This is a genomic window from Pseudomonas sp. Pso3 (assembly GCF_055393275.1).
The window spans coordinates 4,367,391-4,389,813 of sequence record NZ_AP043687.1 but is presented as its reverse complement, the minus strand read 5'-3'; the positions used below and the strand labels follow the sequence as shown (position 1 = coordinate 4,389,813).

Below are 22,423 nucleotides of genomic sequence, written 5' to 3'. Positions count from 1 at the left end.
CCCTTTATAGGGGCTTTTTGTTGGCTGGACAGTTCGGGTCGCGCTTTCTTGCGCAGACCTCTTAGGGATGGGCGTAATGCCCATTTTTTATTCTCAAAAAACGCGAGGCAACCAGGTGTCGAGCAAGCTAGAACAGTTGCAGGCCTTGCTGGCCCCCGTCGTCGAGGCGCTTGGCTATGTCTGCTGGGGTGTCGAGTACATCTCCCAAGGGCGGCATTCGCTACTGCGTGTCTATATCGATCATCCCAACGGCATTCTCGTCGAAGATTGCGAGGCCGTCAGTCGCCAGGTAAGTGGCGTACTCGATGTGGAAGATCCCATCACCAATGAATACACCCTCGAGGTGTCTTCCCCCGGTATGGATAGACCGCTGTTCACGCTGGAGCAATTCGCTGCCCACGCCGGTGAACAGGTCAAGGTCAAACTTCGGTCGCCCTTCGAAGGGCGACGTAATTTCCAGGGTTTGCTGCGCGGTGTGGAAGACCAGGACGTCGTGGTGCAGGTGGACGAGCATGAGTATCTGCTGCCCATCGAGATGATCGACAAGGCCAACGTCGTTCCCCGTTTCGAGTGATTTGAGCGCGAGACCGCGGATCCCAAGGATTGCGAATACGAGGCGTAAGATGAGCAAAGAAGTTCTGCTGGTAGTGGAATCTGTTTCGAACGAGAAGGGTGTTCCACCCGGCGTCATCTTCGAGGCACTGGAGTTGGCTCTCGCCACGGCTACCAAGAAGCGCTACGAAGAAGATGTGGATCTGCGGGTGTCGATCAACCGACACAACGGCAGCTACGAAACCTTCCGTCGCTGGACCGTGGTGGAAGACGAAGACTATCAGCTGCCCGATTCGCATCTGACGGTGGAAGACGCCCAGGAAGAGCATCCTGGCGTCAAGGCCGGTGAAGTGATCGAAGAAAAGATCGAGTCCATCGAATTCGGTCGGATCGCCGCCCAGACCGCCAAGCAGGTGATTGTGCAGAAGGTGCGCGAGGCCGAGCGGGCTCAGGTGGTGGACGCCTATCGCGAGAAGGTCGGCGAGATCATCTCCGGTACCGTCAAGAAGGTCACCCGTGACAGCGTGATCGTCGACCTGGGCAACAATGCCGAGGCGCTGCTGCCGCGCGAGCACATCATTCCCCGCGAGACCTTCCGCATGGGCGTGCGTCTGCGTGCCCTGCTCAAGGAAATCCGCACGGAGAACCGCGGTCCGCAGCTGATGCTGTCGCGTACCGATCCGCAGATGCTGATCGAGCTGTTCCGCATCGAGGTGCCGGAAATTTCCGAGCAGCTGATCGATGTCATGGCCGCCGCCCGGGATCCGGGTTCGCGGGCCAAGATCGCCGTCCGTTCCAAGGACAAGCGCATCGATCCCCAGGGTGCCTGCATCGGCATGCGCGGTTCGCGCGTCCAGGCGGTATCCGGTGAACTGGGTGGCGAGCGGGTCGATATCGTCCTCTGGGACGACAACCCGGCGCAGTTCGTCATCAACGCCATGGCCCCGGCCGAAGTCGCCTCGATCATCGTCGACGAAGACAGCCGTACCATGGACATCGCCGTCGCCGAGGACAACCTGGCCCAGGCCATTGGCCGTGGCGGTCAGAACGTGCGCCTGGCCAGTCAGCTGACCGGCTGGACGCTCAACGTGATGACCGAGGCGGACATCAACGCCAAGCAGCAGGCCGAGACCGGCGACATCATCCAGCGCTTCATCGACGAGCTGGATGTCGACGAGGAGCTGGCGCAGGTGCTGGTGGAAGAAGGCTTCACCTCCCTCGAGGAAGTGGCCTACGTGCCCATGGAAGAGATGCTCAACATCGATGGCTTCGACGAAGACATCGTCAACGAGCTGCGTACCCGGGCCAAGGATCGCCTGCTGACCCGGGCCATCGCGACCGAAGAACAGAAGAGCCCCAGCGAAGATCTGCTGACCCTCGACGGCATGGACCCCCAGCTCGCCAGCGCGCTGGCCCAGCGTGGCGTGGTGAATCGCGAAGAGCTCGCCGAGCAGTCGATCGACGACCTGCTCGACATCAACGGCATGACCGAAGAGCGTGCCGGCAAGCTGATCATGGCTGCCCGTGCCCATTGGTTCGAGTAAGCGGCGCAGTCTGAGGAGAGAAGTGCATGACGCAAGTCACGGTGAAAGAACTGGCCCAAACGGTCAATACGCCGGTGGAACGTCTGCTACAGCAGATGCGCGAGGCAGGTCTGACGCACAGCAGTGCTGAGCAGCTGGTGAGCGATGCGGAGAAGCAGGCCCTGCTGACGCATCTCAAGGGGACGGCGCAGCTCGACGAGCCGAGCAAGATCACCCTGCAGCGCAAGACCCAGACCACGCTGAAAGTGGCCGGCAGCAAGACAGTCAGCGTCGAAGTGCGTAAGAAGAAGACTTTCGTCAAGCGCAGTACCGCTGAACTCGAGGCCGAACAGCGCCGCGAGCAGGAAGCCCAGCGCGCGGCCGACGAGGCTGCGGCCCAGGCACGTGCCGAGGAAGAAGCTCAGCGCGCCGCCGAAGCGGCTGCCCAGCAGCAGGCCGAAGCCGCTGCCCAGGCCGCGCAGCAGCAGGCGGTCGCCGCCGAGGCTGCGGCGCCTGCCGCGTCGGAAGCCCCGGCCGTGGCGGCCGAGCAGCAACCCGCTGCCGAGGCTGCCGCCGAGGTCAAGAAGGCGGATCCGGCCGGCGAGCGCAAGCGCGAAGAGCCGCGTCGTCCCGTGCATCCTGCGCCGAGCAGCAAGCGCGACGAAGACGAGCGTCGCGAGCGCAAGAACGCCCAACATCGCCCGTCGATCAAGGACAAGGTCGCAGCTCCCCGTACCGTGCGCAGTGGCGACGACGAGGAAGAAGGCTTTGGCCGGCGCGGTGGTCGCGGTGGCAAGTCGCGACTCAAGAAGCGAAACCAACACGGGTTCCAGAGCCCGACAGGACCTGTAGTGCGCGAAGTCAATCTAGGCGAGACCATCACCGTCTCTGAGCTTGCTCAGCAGATGTCGGTGAAGGCCGCCGAAGTCATCAAGTTCATGTTCAAGATGGGGTCTCCCGCCACCATCAACCAGGTGCTCGACCGCGAGACGGCGCAGCTGGTGGCCGAAGAGCTGGGCCACAAGGTCAAGCTGGTCAACGAGAACGCGCTGGAAGATCAACTGGCCGAGTCCCTCAAGTTCGAGGGCGGCAAGGCCCTGCACCGCGCGCCGGTGGTGACCGTCATGGGTCACGTCGACCACGGCAAGACCTCGCTGCTGGACTACATCCGACGCGCCAAGGTCGCGTCGGGCGAAGCCGGTGGCATCACCCAGCACATCGGTGCCTACCACGTGGAAACCGAGCGTGGCATGGTGACCTTCTTGGATACCCCTGGCCACGCCGCGTTCACCGCGATGCGTGCCCGCGGTGCCAAGGCCACCGACATCGTCATCCTGGTCGTCGCGGCCGATGACGGCGTCATGCCGCAGACCGAGGAAGCCATCCAGCACGCCAAGGCGGCGGGTGTGCCCATCGTCGTCGCGGTCAACAAGATCGACAAGCCCGATGCCGATCCGGATCGCGTCAAACACGATCTGGCCGGTCGTCAGGTGATCCCGGAAGAGTGGGGCGGCGACACCCAGTTCGTGCACGTCTCGGCCAAGGCCGGTACCGGCGTGGACGAATTGCTCGAAGCCATCCTGCTGCAGGCCGAGGTCCTGGAACTGACCGCCACGCCGGAAGCACCCGGCCGCGGCGTGGTCATCGAATCGCGCCTGGACAAGGGTCGTGGTCCGGTGGCTACCGTGCTGGTGCAGAACGGTACCCTGCGTCAGGGCGACATGGCCCTGGTCGGCGTCAACTTCGGCCGCATCCGCGCCATGCTCGACGAGAACGGCAAGCCGATCAAGGAAGCCGGTCCGTCCATCCCGGTCGAGATCCTTGGCCTGGACGGCACCCCGGATGCCGGTGACGAGCTCACCGTGCTGACCGACGAGAAGAAGGCCCGCGAAGTGGCGCTGTTCCGTCAGGGCAAGTTCCGCGAGATCAAGCTGGCCCGCGCTCACGCCGGCAAGCTCGAGAACATCTTCGAGAACATGGGCCAGGACGAGAAGAAGACCCTCAACATCGTGCTCAAGTCCGATGTGCGGGGCTCCCTCGAGGCGCTGCAGGGCTCGCTGTCCGGTCTGGGCAACGACGAAGTCCAGGTGCGGGTGGTCGGCGGTGGCGTCGGTGGCATCACCGAGAGCGATGCCAACCTGGCGCTGGCTTCCAATGCCGTGCTGTTCGGCTTCAACGTCCGGGCCGATGCCGGGGCGCGGAAGATCGTCGAGCAGGAAGGCCTCGACATGCGCTACTACAACGTCATCTACGACATCATCGAAGATGTGAAGAAGGCGCTGACCGGCATGCTGGGCAGTGACGTCCGGGAGAACATCCTGGGTATCGCCGAGGTGCGTGACGTCTTCCGTTCGCCCAAGTTCGGCGCCGTCGCCGGCTGCATGGTCACCGAGGGCATGGTGCACCGCAACCGTCCGATCCGCGTTCTGCGCGAAGACGTGGTCATCTTCGAAGGCGAGCTGGAATCCCTGCGTCGCTTCAAGGATGACGTGGCCGAAGTCCGTGCCGGCATGGAATGCGGTATCGGCGTGAAGAGCTACAACGACGTGCGCGTCGGCGACAAGATCGAGGTGTTCGAGAAGGTTCAGGTCGCCCGTTCGCTGTAACGACGACCCTGCACCAGGACGGCAGGTCGCGGACCTGGCAGAACCCTGCCAGGTCCGGACTTGCCGTTCGCGTTTCCAAGGTTCATGGCTGGCAGGCCTGGTGTCTGCGGCCTTTCGTACGAGAGTTTCGACATGGCCAAAGAATTCAGCCGTACCCAGCGCATCGGTGATCAGATGCAGCGTGAACTGGCACTGCTGATCCAGCGCGAGATCAAGGATCCGCGACTGGGCATGGTGACCATCACCGGTGTGGACGTCGCGCGCGACCTGTCCCATGCCAAGGTGCACATCACCGTCCTGGGCAAGGACGACGATGCCGACGCCATCAAGCAGAACATCGGCATCCTCAAGGACGCCGCCGGCTTTCTGCGCCAGCAGCTGGGCCGGGCGATGAAGCTGCGCACCGTTCCGCAACTGAGCTTCCAGTACGACGAGAGCATCCGTCGCGGTGCCCAGCTGTCGGCCCTGATCGAGCGAGCGGTCGCCGAAGACCGTCGCCACGAAGGGGAGGAATAGGGGTGGCCCAGGTCAAGCGTATTCGCCGCCAGGTGCACGGCGTGCTGGTGCTGGACAAGCCGCGCGGCTTCTCCTCCAACGCCGCCCTGCAAAAGGTCCGCTGGCTGCTCAATGCCGAGAAGGCCGGACACACCGGTAGCCTGGATCCCCTGGCCACCGGCGTGCTGCCACTGTGCTTCGGCGAGGCCACCAAGTTTTCCCAGTACCTGCTGGATGCCGACAAGGGCTACAGCACCGTGGCGCAACTGGGCGTCACCACCACCACCGGCGATGCCGAGGGTGAAGTGCTGGAGCGACGGGCGGTCGCGGTCGATGAAGCGGCCATCCAGGCGGCGCTGCCGGCCTTCCGCGGCCAGATAGAGCAGATTCCGCCGATGTATTCGGCGCTCAAGCGCGACGGTCAGCCGCTGTACAAGCTGGCGCGTGCCGGGGAAGTAGTGGAGCGCGAGGCGCGTTCTGTTACTATTGCCCGTCTGGAACTGCTGGCGTTGCAGGAAGATCGCGCGACGCTGGAAGTGGCCTGCAGCAAGGGCACCTATGTGCGTACCCTGGTCGAAGACCTCGGCGCCCGTCTTGGCTGTGGTGCCCATGTGGCCGAGTTGCGCCGCACCCAGGCCGGCCCCTTTGGCCTGGCGCAGGCCATCAGCCTGGAAGAGCTGGAGGCGGCGCACGCCGAAGGCGGTTCCGAAGCGCTGGATCGCTTCCTGCTGCCGGTCGACAGTGGCCTGGAGCACTGGCCGCTGGTGCAGTTGACGCAGCACAGCGCCTACTACTGGTTGCACGGTCAGCCCGTTCGGGCGGCCAATGCACCGAAATTCGGCTTGATGCGGGTGCAGGACGACCAGGGTCGTTTCATCGGCATCGGCGAGATTGACGACGAGGGGCAGGTTGCTCCCCGTAGACTGATTCGGTCCTAGACCGATACCGAGGGTGGCTGTCAGCAGGCACGGTCACACCTCTTTCCTTAAGCACGGGATCCATCCCGGCCTGTTCCTCAGAGGAGCCCTATCATGGCACTGAGCGTTGAAGACAAAGCCCAGATCGTAAACGAGTTCAAGCAGAGCGAAGGCGACACCGGTTCCCCGGAAGTGCAGGTTGCCCTGCTGTCCGCCAACATCGACAAGCTGCAAGGTCACTTCAAGGCCAACGGCAAAGATCACCACAGCCGTCGTGGTCTGATCCGCATGGTCAACCAGCGTCGTAAGCTGCTGGACTACCTGAAGTCCAAGGACACCTCTCGTTACAGCGCACTGATCGCTCGCCTGGGCCTGCGTCGTTAATACGATGCAGACCTGCTGCAAGCAGTCTGAAGCTGGAGGTCGGCTCGCGCCGGCCTCCGGCTTTTTTGCTTGAGAGGCCGACAGAATCGGCCTGCGTCACCCGGAGATCAGCGAGGGTCCGAATCCCTCTGGTCGCCCCCGTTTCCCCCAAGGCAATAAAGAGAAGGAAAGACTGTGAATCCAGTAATCAAGCAATTCAAGTTCGGTGAGCAGACCTTCACCCTGGAAACCGGCCGCATCGCGCGCCAGGCGACCGGTGCCGTGCTGGTCTCCACCGAAGACGTCAGCGTGCTGGTCACCGTGGTCGGTGCCAAGCAGCCCGCCGTCGGCAAGGACTTCTTCCCGCTGTCCGTGCACTACCAGGAGAAGACCTACGCCGCTGGCCGCATCCCCGGTGGCTACTTCAAGCGTGAAGGCCGTCCTTCCGAGAAGGAAACCCTGACCTCGCGCCTGATCGATCGCCCGATCCGCCCGCTGTTCCCCGAAGGCTTCCTCAACGAAGTCCAGGTGGTCTGCACCGTGGTCAGCACCAACAAGAAGTCCGATCCGGACATCGCCGCCATGATCGGCACCTCCGCCGCCCTGGCCATCTCCGGCATTCCCTTCGCCGGTCCCATCGCCGCTGCGCGCGTGGGCTACCACAGCGAACTGGGCTACCTGCTGAACCCCAGCTACGAGCAGCTGCAGAGCTCCAGCCTGGACATGGTCGTGGCCGGTACCCGTGACGCCGTGCTGATGGTGGAATCCGAAGCCGACGAGCTGACCGAAGACCAGATGCTGGGTGGCGTGCTGTTCGCCCACGAAGAATTCCAGGTGGCCATCGAGGCCATCAGCCAGTTCGCCGCCGAAGCCGGCAAGCCGACCTGGAACTGGCAGGCACCCGCCGAGAACACCGCCCTGGTCGAGGCCGTCAAGGCCGAGGTCGGCGAGGCCGTGTCCCGTGCCTACACCATCACCATCAAGCAGGACCGCTATGCGGCCCTGGGCGCCCTGCGTGACCAGGCCATCGCCAAGCTGGCCGGCGAGAACGGTCAGTACAGCGAAGCCGAGGTCAAGGAGACCTTCGGTCTGCTGGAATACCGCACCGTGCGCCAGAACATCGTCGACGGCAAGCCGCGTATCGACGGCCGCGACACCCGCACCGTTCGCCCGCTGCAGATCGAAGTCGGCACCCTGAAGAAGACCCACGGTTCGGCGCTGTTCACCCGTGGCGAAACCCAGGCCCTGGTCACCGCGACCCTGGGTACCGCCCGCGATGCCCAGCTGCTGGACACCCTGGAAGGCGAGCGTCGTGACAGCTTCATGCTGCACTACAACTTCCCGCCCTTCTCGGTCGGCGAGTGCGGCCGCATGGGCAGCCCGGGCCGTCGCGAGATCGGTCACGGCCGCCTGGCCCGTCGTGGCATCCAAGCCATGCTGCCGACCCAGGAAGCCTTCCCCTACAGCATCCGCGTGGTCTCCGAGATCACCGAGTCCAACGGCTCCAGCTCCATGGCCTCGGTCTGCGGTGCCTCTCTGGCGCTGATGGACGCCGGTGTGCCGGTCAAGGCCCCGGTTGCCGGTATCGCCATGGGTCTGGTCAAGGAAGGCGAGAAGTTCGCCGTCCTGACCGACATCCTGGGTGACGAAGATCACCTGGGCGACATGGACTTCAAGGTGGCCGGTACCGCCAAGGGCGTTACCGCCCTGCAGATGGACATCAAGATCAACGGCATCACCGAAGAGATCATGGAGATCGCCCTGGAGCAGGCGCTGGAAGCGCGTCTGAACATCCTGGGTCAGATGAACCAGGTGATCTCCGAGTCCCGCGCCGAGCTGTCGGAAAACGCCCCGACCATGCTGGCGATGAAGATTGACCAGGACAAGATCCGCGACGTGATCGGCAAGGGTGGCGCCACCATCCGTGGTATCTGCGAAGAGACCAAGGCTTCGATCGACATCGAAGACGACGGCACCATCAAGATCTACGGCGAGACCCGCGAAGCGGCTGAAGCGGCCAAGCAGCGCGTTCTGGGCATCACTGCCGAGGCCGAGATCGGCAAGATCTACGTCGGCAAGGTGGAGCGCATCGTCGACTTCGGCGCCTTCGTCAACATCCTGCCGGGCAAGGACGGTCTGGTGCACATCTCGCAGATCAGCGATCAGCGCATCGAGAAGGTCACCGACGTCCTCAAGGAAGGTCAGGAAGTGAAGGTACTGGTGCTGGACGTGGATAACCGCGGTCGCATCAAGCTGTCGATCAAGGACGTGGCGGCGGCGGAAGCCTCCGGCGTCTGAGACGACCCCGCATGAGAAAAACCCGGCTTCGGCCGGGTTTTTTCGTTTGGGGTACGGGTGCCGGGTACCTTTGTATCGCGGCCATGCCGGTGCGCCGTAGCGACCGCTTCTCCAGGGGGGGCAACTGTCCTATCGCTATAGGAATACACCCGTAGCGTGGAAAAGGGCGCAGCCTTTTCCACTGAAGAGTTCATCGCGGGTCCTACCCTCACCCCGGCCCTCTCCCAGAGGGAGAGGGGGTTATCCGAGCTGGCATTAGCCCCGGCAAGATCGCGATAAACCGGCGTGCCTCCCGCTGTAGGAGCGACCCATGGCCGCGATTGGCCCAGGCATTACGCCTTCTCGCGAATCCATTCGATGAAGCTGCGCACCTTGGGTACCTCGGCCATCTGTTCCGGATAGGCCAGCCAATAGGCGTGGGGGCTGGCCAGACGATGTGGCCAGGCGAGCACCAGGCGGCCGGAGGCTAGTTCTTCGGCGACCAGGAATTCCGGTAGCAGCGCTACCCCGCAGCCTTCCTGGGCGGCGCGGGCGCAGAGGGTGAAGGTGTCGAAGCGCGGGCCGTGATGGCTGTGGACTTCTTCGCGGCCGAGGCTGGCGTACCAGTCGTGCCAGGACTCCGGGCGGGTGGTGTTCTGCAGCAGGACGAAGTCCACCAGTTGCTCCGGTCCGGCGATGCCCTCGGTGGGCAGCAGGTCCGGCGCGCAGACCGCGACCATATGCTCGTGCAGCAGCAGTTCGCACTCGGCACCCGGCCAGCTGCCGTGGCCATAGAACAGCGCCACGTCATGGCGGGGATCGCGGAAGTCCACCGGTTCCAGGGCGCTGGAGACGTCCAGGTGGATGTTGGGAAAGCGCAGGCGCCAGCCCTTTAGCCGTGGCACCAGCCAGCGTTCGCCGAAGGTCGGCGGGGTGGCCACGCGCAGCACCTCGGTCTCGCCGCCATAGGATCTCAGGTAGCGCGCCGACATCTCCAGCTGGTTGAGGATCTTGTCCACCTCGGCCAGGTAGAGCGCGCCCGCCGGCGTGAGTTGCAGGCGACGGCGGACCCGGCGAAAGAGGCTGTGCTGCAGCAGGTCCTCGAGCTGGGCGACCTGCTTGCTGACGGCGCTCTGGGTCAGGGCCAGTTCGTCGGCCGCGCGGGTAAAGCTCAGGTGACGCGCGACCGCCTCGAAGCACTGCATGGCGGTGATGGACGGCAGGTGGCGACGTTGCATGAGCGGACTCGCGGCATGAAAAAAGGGAATGATATGCCGAGCAAAGGTCGGTTGTCCGGCGCCGCTGGGCTGACCATACTCAGGGACGATTCCCACTCTGCGGAGACCTCAGCATGAGCAAGGCCCTGTTGGAACGCCTCGGCGTTCCTGCCCAGCACTACACCCAAGGCGAGCACCGGGTGCATTCCCCCATCGATGGCAGCCAACTGGGCAGCGTCGCCCTGGAAAGCGCCGCCGAGGTGGAGCAGAAGATCTCCCGTGCCGAGCGGGCCTTCCAGGCCTGGCGGGCGGTGCCGGCGCCGCGGCGTGGCGAACTGGTGCGGCTGCTGGGTGAAGAGCTGCGCGCGCACAAGGCCGATCTGGGCGAGCTGGTGTCCTGGGAAGCCGGCAAGATCACCCAGGAAGGCCTGGGCGAAGTCCAGGAGATGATCGACATCTGCGACTTCGCCGTTGGCCTGTCGCGTCAGCTCTATGGTCTGACCATTGCCTCCGAGCGCCCTGGTCATCACATGCGTGAATCCTGGCAGCCGCTGGGGGTGGTGGGCATCATCAGTGCCTTCAACTTCCCGGTGGCGGTCTGGTCGTGGAATGCCGCCCTGGCCCTGGTCTGTGGCAATCCGGTGATCTGGAAGCCCTCGGAAAAGACCCCGCTGACCGCCCTGGCCTGCCAGGCGCTGTTCGAGAAGGCCCTGGCGCGCTTTGGCGATGCTCCGGCCGATCTGAGTCAGGTCATCGTTGGCGATCGCGCCGCCGGTGAAGCCCTGGTGGACGATCCGCGGGTGGCACTGGTGAGCGCCACGGGTAGCACCCGCATGGGTCGCGAGGTAGGACCCCGGGTTGCGGCGCGCTTCGGCCGCAGCATCCTCGAGCTGGGCGGCAACAATGCCATGATCCTCGCACCGAGCGCCGATCTGGACATGGCGGTGCGTGCCATCCTGTTCAGCGCCGTCGGCACCGCCGGCCAGCGCTGCACCACCCTGCGCCGGCTGATCGCCCATCGTTCGGTCAAGGACGAGATCGTCGCCCGACTCAAGACCGCCTATGCCAAAGTCCGCATCGGTCATCCGCTGGAGGGCAACCTGATCGGTCCGCTGATCGACGCGGCCAGTTTCCAGGCCATGCAGGGCGCGCTGGAGCAGGCGCGTGGCGAGGGTGGGGTGGTCTACGGCGGCGAGCGCCAGCTGGCCGACAGGTATCCCGAGGCCTACTATGTGGCGCCGGCCATCGTCGAGATGCCCGAGCAGAGCGAGGCGGTGCGTCACGAGACCTTCGCGCCCATCCTCTATGTGCTGACCTATGACGATTTCGACGAGGCGGTGGCGCTGAACAACGCCGTGCCCCAGGGCCTGTCGTCCTGCATCTTCACCACCGACGTGCGCGAGGCCGAGGCCTTCATGTCGGCGACCGGCAGCGACTGCGGCATCGCCAACGTCAACATCGGACCGAGCGGTGCCGAGATCGGTGGCGCCTTCGGTGGCGAGAAGGAAACCGGCGGTGGCCGCGAATCCGGCTCCGATGCCTGGAAGGCCTACATGCGCCGCCAGACCAACACCGTCAACTACTCCCGCCAGTTGCCGCTGGCCCAGGGCATCGTCTTCGACTGAGTGGATCCGCCAGGAGCGCAGAGAATGCAGTTGCGTGAAGAGTGCCTATGGGAGCGGCTGTATCCGGCGGTGCCGGACGCACCGCTGCAGGGCGAGCGTGACACCGAGGTCTGCGTCATCGGCGGTGGTTACACCGGCCTGTCCACCGGCCTGCACCTGGCGCAGGCCGGGCGGCGGGTGGTGGTGCTGGAGGCCCATGGCGTCGGCCATGGCGGCTCCGGGCGCAATGTCGGGCTGGTCAATGCCGGCATGTGGATCCCGCCGGACGAGGCGGTGGCCACCCTGGGACCGGAGGTCGGCGAGCGTCTGCTGGGGGTGATGGGCGATGCGCCGAGTCAGGTGTTCGCCCTCATCGAGCGCTATGGCATCGACTGCCAGCCGCGCCGCGCCGGCACCCTGCACATGGCGCACAGCGCCAAGGGCCTGGCCGATCTTGGTCAGCGTGCCGAGCAATGGCAGCGCCGCGGCGCCCGGGTCGAGCTGCTGGAAGGCGAAGCCTGCTACAGCGCCTGTGGTACCCGCGACATCAGTGGTGCGCTGCTCGATCATCGCGCCGGTACCCTGGTGCCCATGGGGTATGCCCTGGGCCTGGCCAGGGCGCTGCGCCAGGAAGGCGGCGAGTTGTTCGAGCAGAGTTCGGTGCAGCGCCTGCAGCGGATCGGCGAACGCTGGCAGGTGGAAACCCCCCAGGGGCGGGTCACCGCCGACCAGGTGGTGATCGCCTCCAACGCCTACACCGAAGGCGAATGGACCACCCTGCGCAAGCAATTCTTCCCGGGCTACTACTACCAGGTGGCCTCGCGGCCCCTCGGCCCGGAGGCGGATTTCATCCTGCCCCAGGGCCGTGGCTCCTGGGACACCCGGACGGTGCTCAGCAGCATCCGCCGCGATGCCGATGGCCGTCTGCTGCTGGGCAGTCTCGGCAACATGGCGGGGCGGCCGGCCGGCTTCATCCGCGCCTGGGCCGATCGCATCCAGCGGCACTATTTCCCCGCGCTCGGACGGGTCGAGTGGGAATGCAGCTGGACGGGCCGCATCGGCTTCACGCCCGATCATCTGATGCGACTGTTCGAACCGGCGCCGGGCCTGCTGGCGGTGACCGGCTACAACGGACGCGGGGTTACCACGGGCACGGTGGTGGGGCAGGCCTTTGCCCGCTATCTGTGCAGTGGCGATCGCCACGACCTGCCGCTGCCCCTGGCGTCGCTGGATGCCAATCCGGTCGGCCAGTGGCGCAGCCTGATGTACGAAGCCGGCTTCACCCTCTATCACGCCGGGCAATGCCTGCGCGTGGTGCTCTAGCGACCCCGCCATACCTGCTGTCACCGGCCCTCGGGCCGGGCGATAACACGCCGAAGCGGCCGATTTGCGCATCCCGACCCGTGCAAGTCGGCCGCTTTTTTTCTGCTGTCCACCACTGCAAGCAGGTCGAGAGAACGGCCGATCCGCCCGGGGCCTGCGACCGCAGGATCATGGTTACTTTAGTGGCACAGTGTGGGGCCGGTGTTACGTTTTGGTGCGAAACAGGTGCAACCGGGTTGCTATCTGGTAACAAACCGCTGGGTTTCAACCCTCCCGCTGCTACCGCTTCGCCGAATTATCCAGACTAATGAGCCGCTTACGACAAAAGTCTAAAGGGCGGTCCGCTCCACTGGCTGCGGCCCTCGCCGCAGGCTGTCGGCGGTTTTGGCTCATCGCAGTAGCGGCAAATGGCCTTTGCGCCCGGTACACAACTGGCTGATGGCACAGGCTTTGCTCCGGCGAAAAGGCCAACCACCCTCTGGAGCAAACCTCCCATGTCGAAGATTTACAGAAAAGGCATTCTGGCTCTCGCTATCGGTTCTGCGTTCACTCTCTCCTCCCTGGCGCATGCCGACGTCGTGATCGGTGTCGCCGGTCCCTTCACCGGGGCCAGCGCCGCCTATGGCGAGCAGTTCTGGAAGGGGGCTACCCAGGCCGCGGCGGACATCAACGCCGCCGGTGGCATCAATGGCGAGAAGATCAAGCTGGTGCAGGGCGACGACGCCTGCGAGCCCAAGCAGGCCGTGGCCGTGGCCAACCGCCTGGTGGACTCCGAGAAGGTCAAGGCCGTGATCGGCCACTTCTGCTCCTCCAACACCATGCCCGCCTCGGAGATCTACGACGAAGCCGGCATCATCTCCATCACCCCGGCGTCCACCAATCCCAAGATCACCGAGCGTGGCCTGACCGGCGTGTTCCGCATGTGCGGACGTGACGACCAGCAGGGCATCGTGGCCGGCGACTACATCGTCGATACCCTCAAGGCCAAGAAGGTCGCCATCATCCACGACAAGGACACCTACGGTCAGGGCCTGGCCGACGCCACCAAGGCGCAGCTCAACAAGCGCGGCGTGAAAGAGGTGCTCTACGAGGGCCTGACCCGCGGCGAGAAGGACTTCAACTCCCTGGTCACCAAGATCCGCGCCTCCGGCGCCGACGTGGTCTACTTCGGTGGCCTGCACCCCGAGGCCGGTCCGCTGGTGCGGCAGATGCGCGAGCAGGGCGTGACCGCCAAGTTCGTCTCCGGCGACGGCATCGTCTCCGCCGACCTGGTCACCACCGCCGGTGGCGCCCAGTACACCAAGGGCGTGCTGATGACCTTCGGCGCCGACCCGCTGCAGAACCCCGCCGGCAAGACCGTGGTGGAAACCCTGCGCAAGTCCGGCTACGAGCCCGAGGGCTACACCCTCTACTCCTATGCCTCGCTGCAGGCCGTGGCCGCCGCCTTCAACGGCATCAAGGGCACCGACGGCGCCAAGGCCGCCGAGTGGCTGAAGTCCCACAGCGTCAACACCGTCCTGGGTGAGAAGAGCTGGGACAGCAAGGGCGACCTCAAGGTCTCCGACTACGTGATGTACGAATGGGACGACAAGGGCAAGTACCACCAGCTGCCCTGATCCTCGCGTGAATCCGCCCGCCGCCGCCTCGTCTCCGCCCCAGGACGAGGTGGCGGCCGGCGGCCCTCGTCATCCATCCAGCGCGAGACTGCAAACGTGGACGGTATCTTCCTGCAACAACTGGTCAACGGCCTGACCCTGGGCTCGGTCTACGGACTCATCGCCATCGGCTACACCATGGTCTATGGCATCATCGGCATGATCAACTTCGCCCACGGCGACGTGTACATGGTGTCGGCCTATCTCGCCGCCATCGGCATCGCCCTGCTGAGCGTGTTCGGCCTGCATTCCTTCCCGGTGCTGATCCTCGGCACCCTGATCTTCACCGTGGTGGTCACCTCCGTGTACGGCTGGGCCATCGAGCGGATCGCCTACAAGCCGCTGCGCAACTCCACGCGCCTGGCGCCGCTGATCTCGGCCATCGGCATGTCGCTGATCCTGCAGAACTACGTGCAGCTCGCCCAGGGCGCGCGCCAGCAGGGGGTACCGACGCTGCTCGACGGCGCCCTGCGCCTGCACATCGGCGACGGCTTCGTGATCATCACCTACACCAAGATCTTCATCATCCTGGCCTCCATCATCGGCATGGGCCTGCTCACCTACGTGATCCAGAAGACCACCCTCGGCCGCATGTGCCGGGCCACCCAGCAAGATCGCAAGATGGCGCAGATCCTCGGCATCAACACCGACCGGGTGATCTCCTACGTCTTCATCATCGGTGCGGCCATGGCGGCGCTGGCCGGGGTGCTGATCACCCTCAACTACGGCACCTTCGACTTCTATGCCGGCTTCATCATCGGCATCAAGGCCTTTACCGCGGCGGTGCTCGGCGGCATCGGCTCGCTGCCCGGCGCCATGCTCGGCGGCATCATCCTCGGCATCTCCGAAGCCCAGTTCGCCAGCCTGGTGAACTCGGACTACAAGGACGTCTTCAGCTTCTCGCTGCTGGTGGCGATCCTGATCTTTAGGCCCCAGGGGCTGCTCGGCAAACCCCAGGTCACGAAGGTGTAATCCATGAGTCAGACGTCTTCCTCCTTCGACCTCAAGGTCGTGCTGCGCGACACCCTCATGGTGGGCCTGGTCTCGCTGATCCTGTTCGGCCCCATCGTCGGCATCGTGCTCGACGGCTACGGCTACAACCTCGAGCCCGGTCGCGTCGGCATCATGGTCGCGGTGGTCATGGCCGGCCGCTTCCTGCTCAGCCTGTTCGGCCAGACCGCCAAGGGCCGTGACTGGATCGAGTCCTTCAAGCGCAACGACGGCGGTGTCCATGTGCTGCCGCCGGGGCACAAGTCCAACCTGAGATTCATCCTGCCCATCGTCATTCTGGTGGCCATCGCCTTTCCCTTCCTGGCCACCAAGTACTGGCTGACGGTCATCATCCTCTGCCTGATCTACGTGCTGCTGGGCCTGGGCCTGAACATCGTGGTGGGCCTGGCCGGTCTGCTCGACCTTGGCTACGTCGGCTTCTATGCCATCGGTGCCTACGGTCTGGCGCTGGGTTACCAGTACCTCGGGCTGGGCTTCTGGACCATGCTGCCGCTCGCGGCGGTCATGGCGGCGGTGGCGGGAGCGATCCTCGGCTTCCCGGTGCTACGCATGCACGGGGACTACCTGGCCATCGTCACCCTCGGCTTCGGCGAGATCATCCGCCTGGTGCTCAACAACTGGCTGGAAGTGACCAAGGGCCCCAACGGCATCGCCGCACCTTCGCCGACCTTCTTCGGCATCGAATTCGGCCGCCGGGCGAAGGAGGGCGGGGTGCCCATCCACGAACTGCTGGGCATCAGCTACAACCCCAACGCGACGATGATCTTCATCTATACCGTGCTGTTCCTGGTGGTGCTGCTGGTGCTCTACATCAAGCACCGCCTGACCCGCATGCCGGTCGGCCGCGCCTGGGAAGCCCTGCGCGAAGACGAGATCGCCTGCCGCGCCATGGGTCTGAACCATGTGCTGGTCAAGCTTTCCGCCTTCATGATCGGTGCCTCCACCGCAGGCCTGGCCGGGGTGTTCTTCGCCACCTACCAGGGCTTCATCAACCCGGCCTCGTTCAACTTCTTCGAGTCGGTGCTGGTGCTGGCCATCGTGGTACTGGGCGGCCTGGGCTCCACCGTCGGGGTGGTGGTCTCGGCCTTCGTCATGACCCTGCTGTTCGAGCTGCTGCGCGAATTCGGCGACATCCGCATGCTGGTGTTCGGCGTGCTGATGGTGGTGATGATGATGTGGCGGCCGCGTGGCCTGATCCGTATCGCCCGCAGTGGCTTCGCGATTCGCAAGGGAGTGGCGCCGTGAGCGACAACATTCTGACCGTCAGCGGTCTGGGCATGAGATTCGGGGGTATCAAGGCCCTCTCGGACGTGTCCTTCGATATCCAGCGACACTCCATCACCGCGCTGATCGGCCCCAACGGCGCCGGCAAGACCACGGTGTTCAACTGCCTGACCGGCTTCTACAAGGCCACCGATGGCGAGATCCGCCTGGATACCGCCGATGGCCGTTCGACCCGCGTCGGCAAGATCATGGGCGAGCGCTTCCAGGCCACCGACTTCGTCAATCCGGTGCAGTTCGGCAGCCGGCTCTGGTACAAGATGTTCGGCGGCACCCACCTGGTGAACCGCGCAGGGCTCGCCCGCACCTTCCAGAACATCCGCCTGTTCAAGGAGATGTCGGTAGTGGAGAACCTGCTGGTGGCGCAGCACATGCAGTGCAACCGCAACCTGATCACCGGCATCCTCAATACCCCCGGCTATCGCCGTGCCGAGGAAAAGGCGCTGGATACGGCCTTCTACTGGCTGGAAGTGGTGGACCTGGTGGACCACGCCAATCGTCTGGCCGGCGAACTCTCCTACGGCCAGCAGCGCCGCCTGGAAATCGCCCGCGCCATGTGCACCCGTCCGGAGATCGTCTGCCTGGACGAACCCGCCGCCGGTCTCAACCCGGCCGAGACCGAGGCGCTGGCCGGGATGATCCGCCTGCTGCGCGACCAGCACCGCATCACCGTGGTGCTGATCGAGCACGACATGGGCATGGTGATGAACATCTCCGACCACATCGTGGTGCTGGATCATGGCCAGGTCATCGCCCGCGGCCTGCCGGCCGATATCCGCAACGATCCCAAGGTCATCGCCGCCTACCTCGGCGCCGAAGAAGAGGAGGTGGCATGACCACGCCGATCCTGGAATTCCGTAACGTCGACGTCTTCTACGGGCCGATCCAGGCGCTGAAGAGCGTCTCCCTGTCCATCAACGAGGGCGAGACGGTGAGCCTGATCGGCTCCAACGGCGCCGGCAAGTCCACCCTGCTGATGTCCATCTTCAGCCAGCCCCAGGCGCGCAACGGGCAGATCCTCTACCGGGGCGAGGACATCACCCGCAAGAACGCCCACTACGTGGCCTCCAACGGCATCGCCCAGTCACCGGAGGGGCGCCATGTGTTCCCCGACATGACGGTCGAGGAGAATCTGCTGATGGGCACCATTCCCATCGGCACCCGCTGGGTGGACGAGGACATGCAGCGCATGTTCGAGCTCTTCCCGCGGCTCAAGGAGCGTCGCAACCAGCGCGCCATGACCATGTCCGGCGGCGAACAGCAGATGCTGGCCATCGCCCGGGCGCTGATGGCGCGACCCAAGCTGCTGCTGCTCGACGAACCCAGCCTGGGGCTGGCGCCCATCGTGGTGAAGCAGATCTTCCAGATCCTGCGCGAGCTGGCCCAGAGCGGCATGACCATCTTCCTGGTGGAGCAGAACGCCAACCATGCCCTGCGCCTGTCCGACCGCGCCTATGTGATGGTCACCGGCGAGATCCGCATGAGCGGCAGTGGCCAGGAATTGCTGGCCAATCCCCAGGTGCGCGAAGCCTACCTGGGCGGCCACTAGCGGTGGCAGCGGTCCGCGGTCGCTGTCTGGTCGCGGGCCATGCCCGGGGACGCCTGGCCTGGGCGCCCCTGGGCCTGAGTTTCTGGGGTGGCGTCGATCCGGCCAGCGGTCGGGTGATCGATCGCCACCATCCCCTGCACGGCCTGGAACTGGCCGGACGCATCCTGGCCATTCCCAGTGGACGCGGTTCCTGCACCGGCAGCGCCGTGCTCTTGGAGCTGTTGCTGGCGGGACGCGGACCGGCAGCGCTGGTACTGGCCGAGCCGGACGAGATCCTCAGCCTGGGTGCCATCGTTGCGGAAGAACTCTTCGGTCGCTCCCTGCCGGTGGTCAGCCTGGGCGCCGAGGCCTTCGCCGCACTCGCCGCGCAGGATGAGATCGCGGTACACGATGGCTGGGTCGGCGCGCCGGGAGAGTTCTTTCCCGACTCCACTAGCGAGGCCCCTGCCGACCTGCAGCTGAGCGCGACCGACCAGGCCAAGCTGGCGGGCGCCGAGGGTCAGGCCGTCCAGGCGGCGATGAAGATCCTGGTGCGCATGGCACACCTGCAGGGTGCCCGCGAGCTGCTCGACATCACCCAGGCCCATATCGACGGCTGCATCTACACCGGTCCGGCCAGCCTGGCCTTCGCCCAGCGCCTGGTGGAGTGGGGCGGTCGGGTACAGGTACCTACGACTCTCAATGCGGTATCGGTGGATCAACGCCGCTGGCGCGCGCAGGGCGTGGCGCCGGCGTTGGGTGAGCCGGCCTCCGCCCTGGCCGAGGCCTATGTGGCCCTAGGCTGCCGTCCCACCTTTACCTGTGCCCCCTATCTGCTGGACAGCGCCCCGAGCCTGGGCGAGCAGGTGGTCTGGGCCGAATCCAATGCCGTGGTCTTCGCCAACAGCGTACTGGGCGCGCGCACCCAGAAGTACGCCGACTTCCTCGATATCTGTACCGCCCTGACCGGTCGGGCCCCTCTGGCCGGCTGTCACCTGGACAGCGGTCGCCGCGCGGCCAAGGTCTTGCGGGTCACCGTACCCGAGGGCCATGACGACGCCTTCTACCCGCTGCTCGGCTACTGGATCGGCCTGCGCTCGCCTACCCGGATTCCGGCGGTGCTGGGGCTGGAAAACAGCCAGCCCAGTCGCGACGATCTCAAGGCCTTTGGCGCCGCCTTCGCCACCACCTCGGCGGCGCCGCTGTTCCATCTGGTCGGGGTGACGCCCGAGGCGCCGACCCTGGCCGCGGTGGCCGCACCCGAGCTGGAGATCGAAGACATCAGCCTGGCCGATCTGCGCCAGGCCTGGGCCGAACTGGACAGCGCCGTCGCGCGCGAGGTGCAGCTGGTGGCCCTGGGCAATCCGCATTTCTCCGCCGAGGAGTGCCAGCGCCTGGCCGAACTCTGTCGCGGGCGGCAGCGGCATCCCGAGGTGGCGCTGGTGATCACCCTGGGCCGCGAGGTGCGCGCGGCGGCCGAGCGCTCTGGCAGCCTGGCCGAACTGGAAGTCTTCGGCGCCCAGCTGGTCGGGGACACCTGCTGGTGCATGCTTGGCGAACCCCTGGTGCCGCCCCAGGCCCGCACCCTGCTGACCAATTCCGGCAAGTTCGCCCACTACGGCCCGGGCCTCACCGGGCGCGAGCTGCGCTTCGCCGGCCTCGCTGCCTGTGTCGAGGCAGCCTGCACCGGACTGGCACCGGCCGAACCGCCTGCCTGGCTCGTGGCAGCGGACTTATCCACTTGAAGCCCGGTCCGAGTTCTGTACAGGAATTCCGTGGATCGTCCTGTGGATAAGCTTGGCATAGCCGGGCGTGAGGCCCAGGGCGCCTGGCCTGGCGAGAACTGTTCAAAAATTCGCCAGTGCGCGGAAAACCCTGCAATACCAAGGCGTTATAACTGATCCGCTGGATTTGTGGCGATCTGGGTATTCGCCTGACCAATGCCCCTGAGCTATCGTGGGCCTCGGCCAACCTCCCTCGCAGAAGGAATCTTTCATGTCTTCGATCTTCATCACCGGCGCCACCTCCGGCTTCGGCGCCGCCACCGCTCGCCGCTTCGCCAAGGACGGCTGGTCGATCGTCATCACCGGTCGCCGCGAGGATCGCCTGCACGCCCTGGCCGAGGAATTGTCCGGTCAGGCCAAGGTGCTGCCGCTGGTGCTGGACGTCCAGGATCGTGCCGCCGTGGAAGCCGCGGTCGCCGGCCTGCCGGAAGAATTCAACCAGTTGCGCGCCTTGGTCAACAACGCCGGTCTGGCGCTGGGCAACACGCCCGCCCAGAGCTGCGACCTGGACGACTGGGACACCATGGTCGATACCAACATCAAGGGCATGCTCTATTGCACCCGCCTGCTGTTGCCGCGGCTGATCGCCCATGGCGCCGGGGCCGGTATCGTCAACCTGGGCTCGGTGGCGGGCGACTATCCCTATCCGGGCAGCCACGTCTATGGCGCCACCAAGGCCTTCCTCAAGCAATTCAGCCTGAGCCTGAGATCCGACCTGCTGGGCACCGGGGTGCGGGTGACCAACATCGAGCCGGGGCTGTCCGAAAGCGAATTCTCGGTGGTGCGCTTCGGGGGCGACAAGGCCAAGGCCGATGCCGTCTATGCCGGCACCGAACCCCTGACACCGGACGACATCGCCGAATCCATCCACTGGACGCTGAACCAGCCCAAGCACGTCAACATCAACCGCATCCAGTTGATGGCGACCTGTCAGGCGTTCAGCAATTTCAACATCCACCGCAAGAGCTGAGACGTCGGCCTAGAGCACCTTGACCGCCCGGCCGATGAACTGGATCGGCCCGGTGGGTCGGCCGGTAGGCGAGCCGCCCTGGTCTTCCAGGGTGAGCTCGAACAGCTGATTGGCTTCCAGCGGCGGCAGCTGGTCCAGAGGCACCTGCAGGGTGCGTCCCGGCTGTACCAGACCCAGGGATACCGGACCCTGCCAGGCGTCGGCCTTGGTCCAGAATTGCAGCGTCTTGCCGCTCGGCACGGCGTCGCGCCCCAGGGGAATCAGCTGCAGGTCATGGGCGCTGGCGGTCTGGATCACCCAGCCGGGCGTCCGATCGCTGGGCGCGGCCAGCACCACCAGGTAGCTTGGCGTGGGGACCGGACGCATCAGCAACAGCACCGCGAGCACCAGGCTGGCAGCCAGCCCTGCCGCACTTAGGCCCTGCCAGAGTGCCAGGCGGTGCCACAGCGACTCACGCCGGGTGGTGGCCTTGGCGTCGGCCTCACCCAGACTGCGCTCGATGCGCGGCCAGAGATTCGTGCCGGGTTCGACGGGCTGCACCCGCTCGGCCAGCGGCTGCAGCCGCGCCTCCCAGCGCGCCACCGCAGCGGCCAGTCGGGCATCCGTCGCCAGCGCACCTTGCACGCGACGGCGCTCCCTGGCATCCAGGGTACCGAGCACGTATTCGCCGGCCAGGCGTTCGCGCTCTTCGTCCGGGGGCAGGGGGGTATCGCCGTTCATGTCATGCACTCCCTGAGCGCCTTGAGGCCGCGCGTGATCCAGCTCTTCACCGTGCCCAGCGGTGCCTGCAGGCGCTGGGCGATCTCGCCATGGGAGCAGCCGTCCAGGTAGGCGGCCAGGATGGCCTCCCGCCGCGGCGCTTCCAGGTTCTGCAGGCAGCCCTCCAGCCGACGGCCGTCGGCCTCTCGCGCCGGATCGGCCGACTCGGCCAGGGGTTCCCACCCGTCCGCCAGGGGCACCAGGCGCTGGCGATCGCGCAAGGCGTTGAGCGCCAGGTTGCGCGCGATGCTGCACATCCAGCCGCGGGCCGTACCGCGCTCCGGGGCGAATCCGGCGGCGCCGCGCCAGATGCGCAGAAAGGCGTCGTGGAGGATGTCCTCGGCCAGTCCGCGATCGCGCACCAGGCGCAGGACGATGCCCAGCAAGAGCGGCGCCTCGTTCTGGTAGAGCCGCTGCAGGGCGGCGCGCTCGCCCCGGGCACAGGCGGCGAGCAGGGCGGCTGGATCAGGGGAGCGGTCGGTCACGAGGGCGCGCCAGGCTGGGGACGCCAGGGTGGCGACCGGATCAGCCGAGCCTAGCCGATCCGCTCCTGGCTGT

The 22,423-nt window shown here is 65.6% G+C and carries 19 protein-coding genes; 16 read left to right on the top strand and 3 right to left on the bottom strand.

Translation table 11 applies throughout. The features are described from left to right. Positions 1-115: 115 nt before the first annotated feature. The 7 genes from rimP (at position 116) to pnp (ending at position 8,754) form a co-directional block, all read left to right on the top strand. Positions 116-574: a ribosome maturation factor RimP gene (gene rimP / locus ACZ5R1_RS20605; RefSeq protein ID WP_007162650.1), complete on the top strand. Its 459-nt coding sequence runs from the start codon at positions 116-118 to the stop codon at positions 572-574. 49 nt (positions 575-623) lie between these two features. Next, entirely contained in the window at positions 624-2,096 is a 1,473-nt protein-coding gene (gene nusA / locus ACZ5R1_RS20600) for a transcription termination factor NusA (RefSeq protein ID WP_007162649.1), read from the top strand. A 26-nt stretch (positions 2,097-2,122) separates the two neighbouring features. Further along, complete coding sequence (gene infB, locus ACZ5R1_RS20595) at positions 2,123-4,681, top strand: translation initiation factor IF-2 (protein ID WP_077173171.1); 2,559 nt, start codon at positions 2,123-2,125, stop codon at positions 4,679-4,681. Positions 4,682-4,813: 132 nt separating this feature from the next. Further along, entirely contained in the window at positions 4,814-5,197 is a 384-nt protein-coding gene (gene rbfA, locus ACZ5R1_RS20590) for a 30S ribosome-binding factor RbfA (protein ID WP_007162647.1), read from the top strand. Between the two features lie 2 nt (positions 5,198-5,199). Further along, positions 5,200-6,114, top strand: coding sequence for a tRNA pseudouridine(55) synthase TruB (gene truB / locus ACZ5R1_RS20585; protein WP_027601370.1), 915 nt, complete (start codon positions 5,200-5,202; stop codon positions 6,112-6,114). Between the two features lie 93 nt (positions 6,115-6,207). Beyond that, positions 6,208-6,477 (top strand): 30S ribosomal protein S15, encoded by a 270-nt coding sequence (gene rpsO / locus ACZ5R1_RS20580; protein WP_007162645.1) that lies wholly within the window; start codon positions 6,208-6,210, stop codon positions 6,475-6,477. Between the two features lie 174 nt (positions 6,478-6,651). Further along, positions 6,652-8,754: a polyribonucleotide nucleotidyltransferase gene (gene pnp, locus ACZ5R1_RS20575; RefSeq protein WP_007162644.1), complete on the top strand. Its 2,103-nt coding sequence runs from the start codon at positions 6,652-6,654 to the stop codon at positions 8,752-8,754. A 332-nt stretch (positions 8,755-9,086) separates the two neighbouring features. Here the strand turns inward: pnp and ACZ5R1_RS20570 are convergent, their stop codons facing one another. Continuing rightward, positions 9,087-9,971, bottom strand: a complete 885-nt coding sequence (locus ACZ5R1_RS20570) for a LysR substrate-binding domain-containing protein (RefSeq protein ID WP_027599113.1) — start codon at positions 9,969-9,971, stop codon at positions 9,087-9,089. Positions 9,972-10,084: 113 nt separating this feature from the next. Between ACZ5R1_RS20570 and amaB the strand changes: the two genes are divergently transcribed. The 9 genes from amaB (at position 10,085) to ACZ5R1_RS20525 (ending at position 21,106) form a co-directional block, all read left to right on the top strand. Further along, positions 10,085-11,575 carry an L-piperidine-6-carboxylate dehydrogenase gene (gene amaB, locus ACZ5R1_RS20565; protein ID WP_027599112.1) on the top strand — a complete coding sequence of 497 codons (1,491 nt, stop codon included), beginning with the start codon at positions 10,085-10,087 and terminating at the stop codon, positions 11,573-11,575. A gap of 24 nt (positions 11,576-11,599) precedes the next feature. Continuing rightward, complete coding sequence (gene amaA / locus ACZ5R1_RS20560; RefSeq protein ID WP_027601372.1) at positions 11,600-12,877, top strand: L-pipecolate oxidase; 1,278 nt, start codon at positions 11,600-11,602, stop codon at positions 12,875-12,877. Between the two features lie 494 nt (positions 12,878-13,371). Then, positions 13,372-14,493, top strand: a complete 1,122-nt coding sequence (locus ACZ5R1_RS20555; RefSeq protein WP_027599110.1) for a branched-chain amino acid ABC transporter substrate-binding protein — start codon at positions 13,372-13,374, stop codon at positions 14,491-14,493. 96 nt (positions 14,494-14,589) lie between these two features. After that, complete coding sequence (locus tag ACZ5R1_RS20550) at positions 14,590-15,504, top strand: ABC transporter permease subunit (RefSeq protein ID WP_027599109.1); 915 nt, start codon at positions 14,590-14,592, stop codon at positions 15,502-15,504. 3 nt (positions 15,505-15,507) lie between these two features. Further along, positions 15,508-16,788: a high-affinity branched-chain amino acid ABC transporter permease LivM gene (gene livM, locus ACZ5R1_RS20545; RefSeq protein WP_027599108.1), complete on the top strand. Its 1,281-nt coding sequence runs from the start codon at positions 15,508-15,510 to the stop codon at positions 16,786-16,788. Beyond that, on the top strand, positions 16,785-17,660 hold the full coding sequence (locus ACZ5R1_RS20540; protein ID WP_027599107.1) for an ABC transporter ATP-binding protein: 876 nt from the start codon (positions 16,785-16,787) through the stop codon (positions 17,658-17,660). Before livM ends, ACZ5R1_RS20540 begins: the two co-directional genes overlap by 4 nt. Then, positions 17,657-18,373, top strand: a complete 717-nt coding sequence (locus ACZ5R1_RS20535) for an ABC transporter ATP-binding protein (protein ID WP_007162636.1) — start codon at positions 17,657-17,659, stop codon at positions 18,371-18,373. The genes ACZ5R1_RS20540 and ACZ5R1_RS20535 overlap by 4 nt, the downstream gene beginning before the upstream one ends. Before the next feature lie 2 nt (positions 18,374-18,375). Continuing rightward, complete coding sequence (gene lhpI, locus ACZ5R1_RS20530) at positions 18,376-20,097, top strand: cis-3-hydroxy-L-proline dehydratase (protein ID WP_115947112.1); 1,722 nt, start codon at positions 18,376-18,378, stop codon at positions 20,095-20,097. A gap of 250 nt (positions 20,098-20,347) precedes the next feature. Further along, a complete protein-coding gene (locus ACZ5R1_RS20525; RefSeq protein ID WP_027599105.1) occupies positions 20,348-21,106 on the top strand; it encodes an SDR family oxidoreductase in 759 nt (252 codons plus the stop codon). Positions 21,107-21,115: 9 nt separating this feature from the next. Here ACZ5R1_RS20525 and ACZ5R1_RS20520 read toward each other — a convergent pair whose 3' ends face one another. Together ACZ5R1_RS20520 and ACZ5R1_RS20515 are read right to left on the bottom strand one after the other, a co-directional pair. Next, entirely contained in the window at positions 21,116-21,826 is a 711-nt protein-coding gene (locus ACZ5R1_RS20520; protein WP_037006875.1) for an anti-sigma factor, read from the bottom strand. Continuing rightward, positions 21,823-22,350, bottom strand: coding sequence for a sigma-70 family RNA polymerase sigma factor (locus ACZ5R1_RS20515; protein ID WP_077173177.1), 528 nt, complete (start codon positions 22,348-22,350; stop codon positions 21,823-21,825). Before ACZ5R1_RS20515 ends, ACZ5R1_RS20520 begins: the two co-directional genes overlap by 4 nt. Between the last annotated feature and the right edge of the window lie 73 nt (positions 22,351-22,423).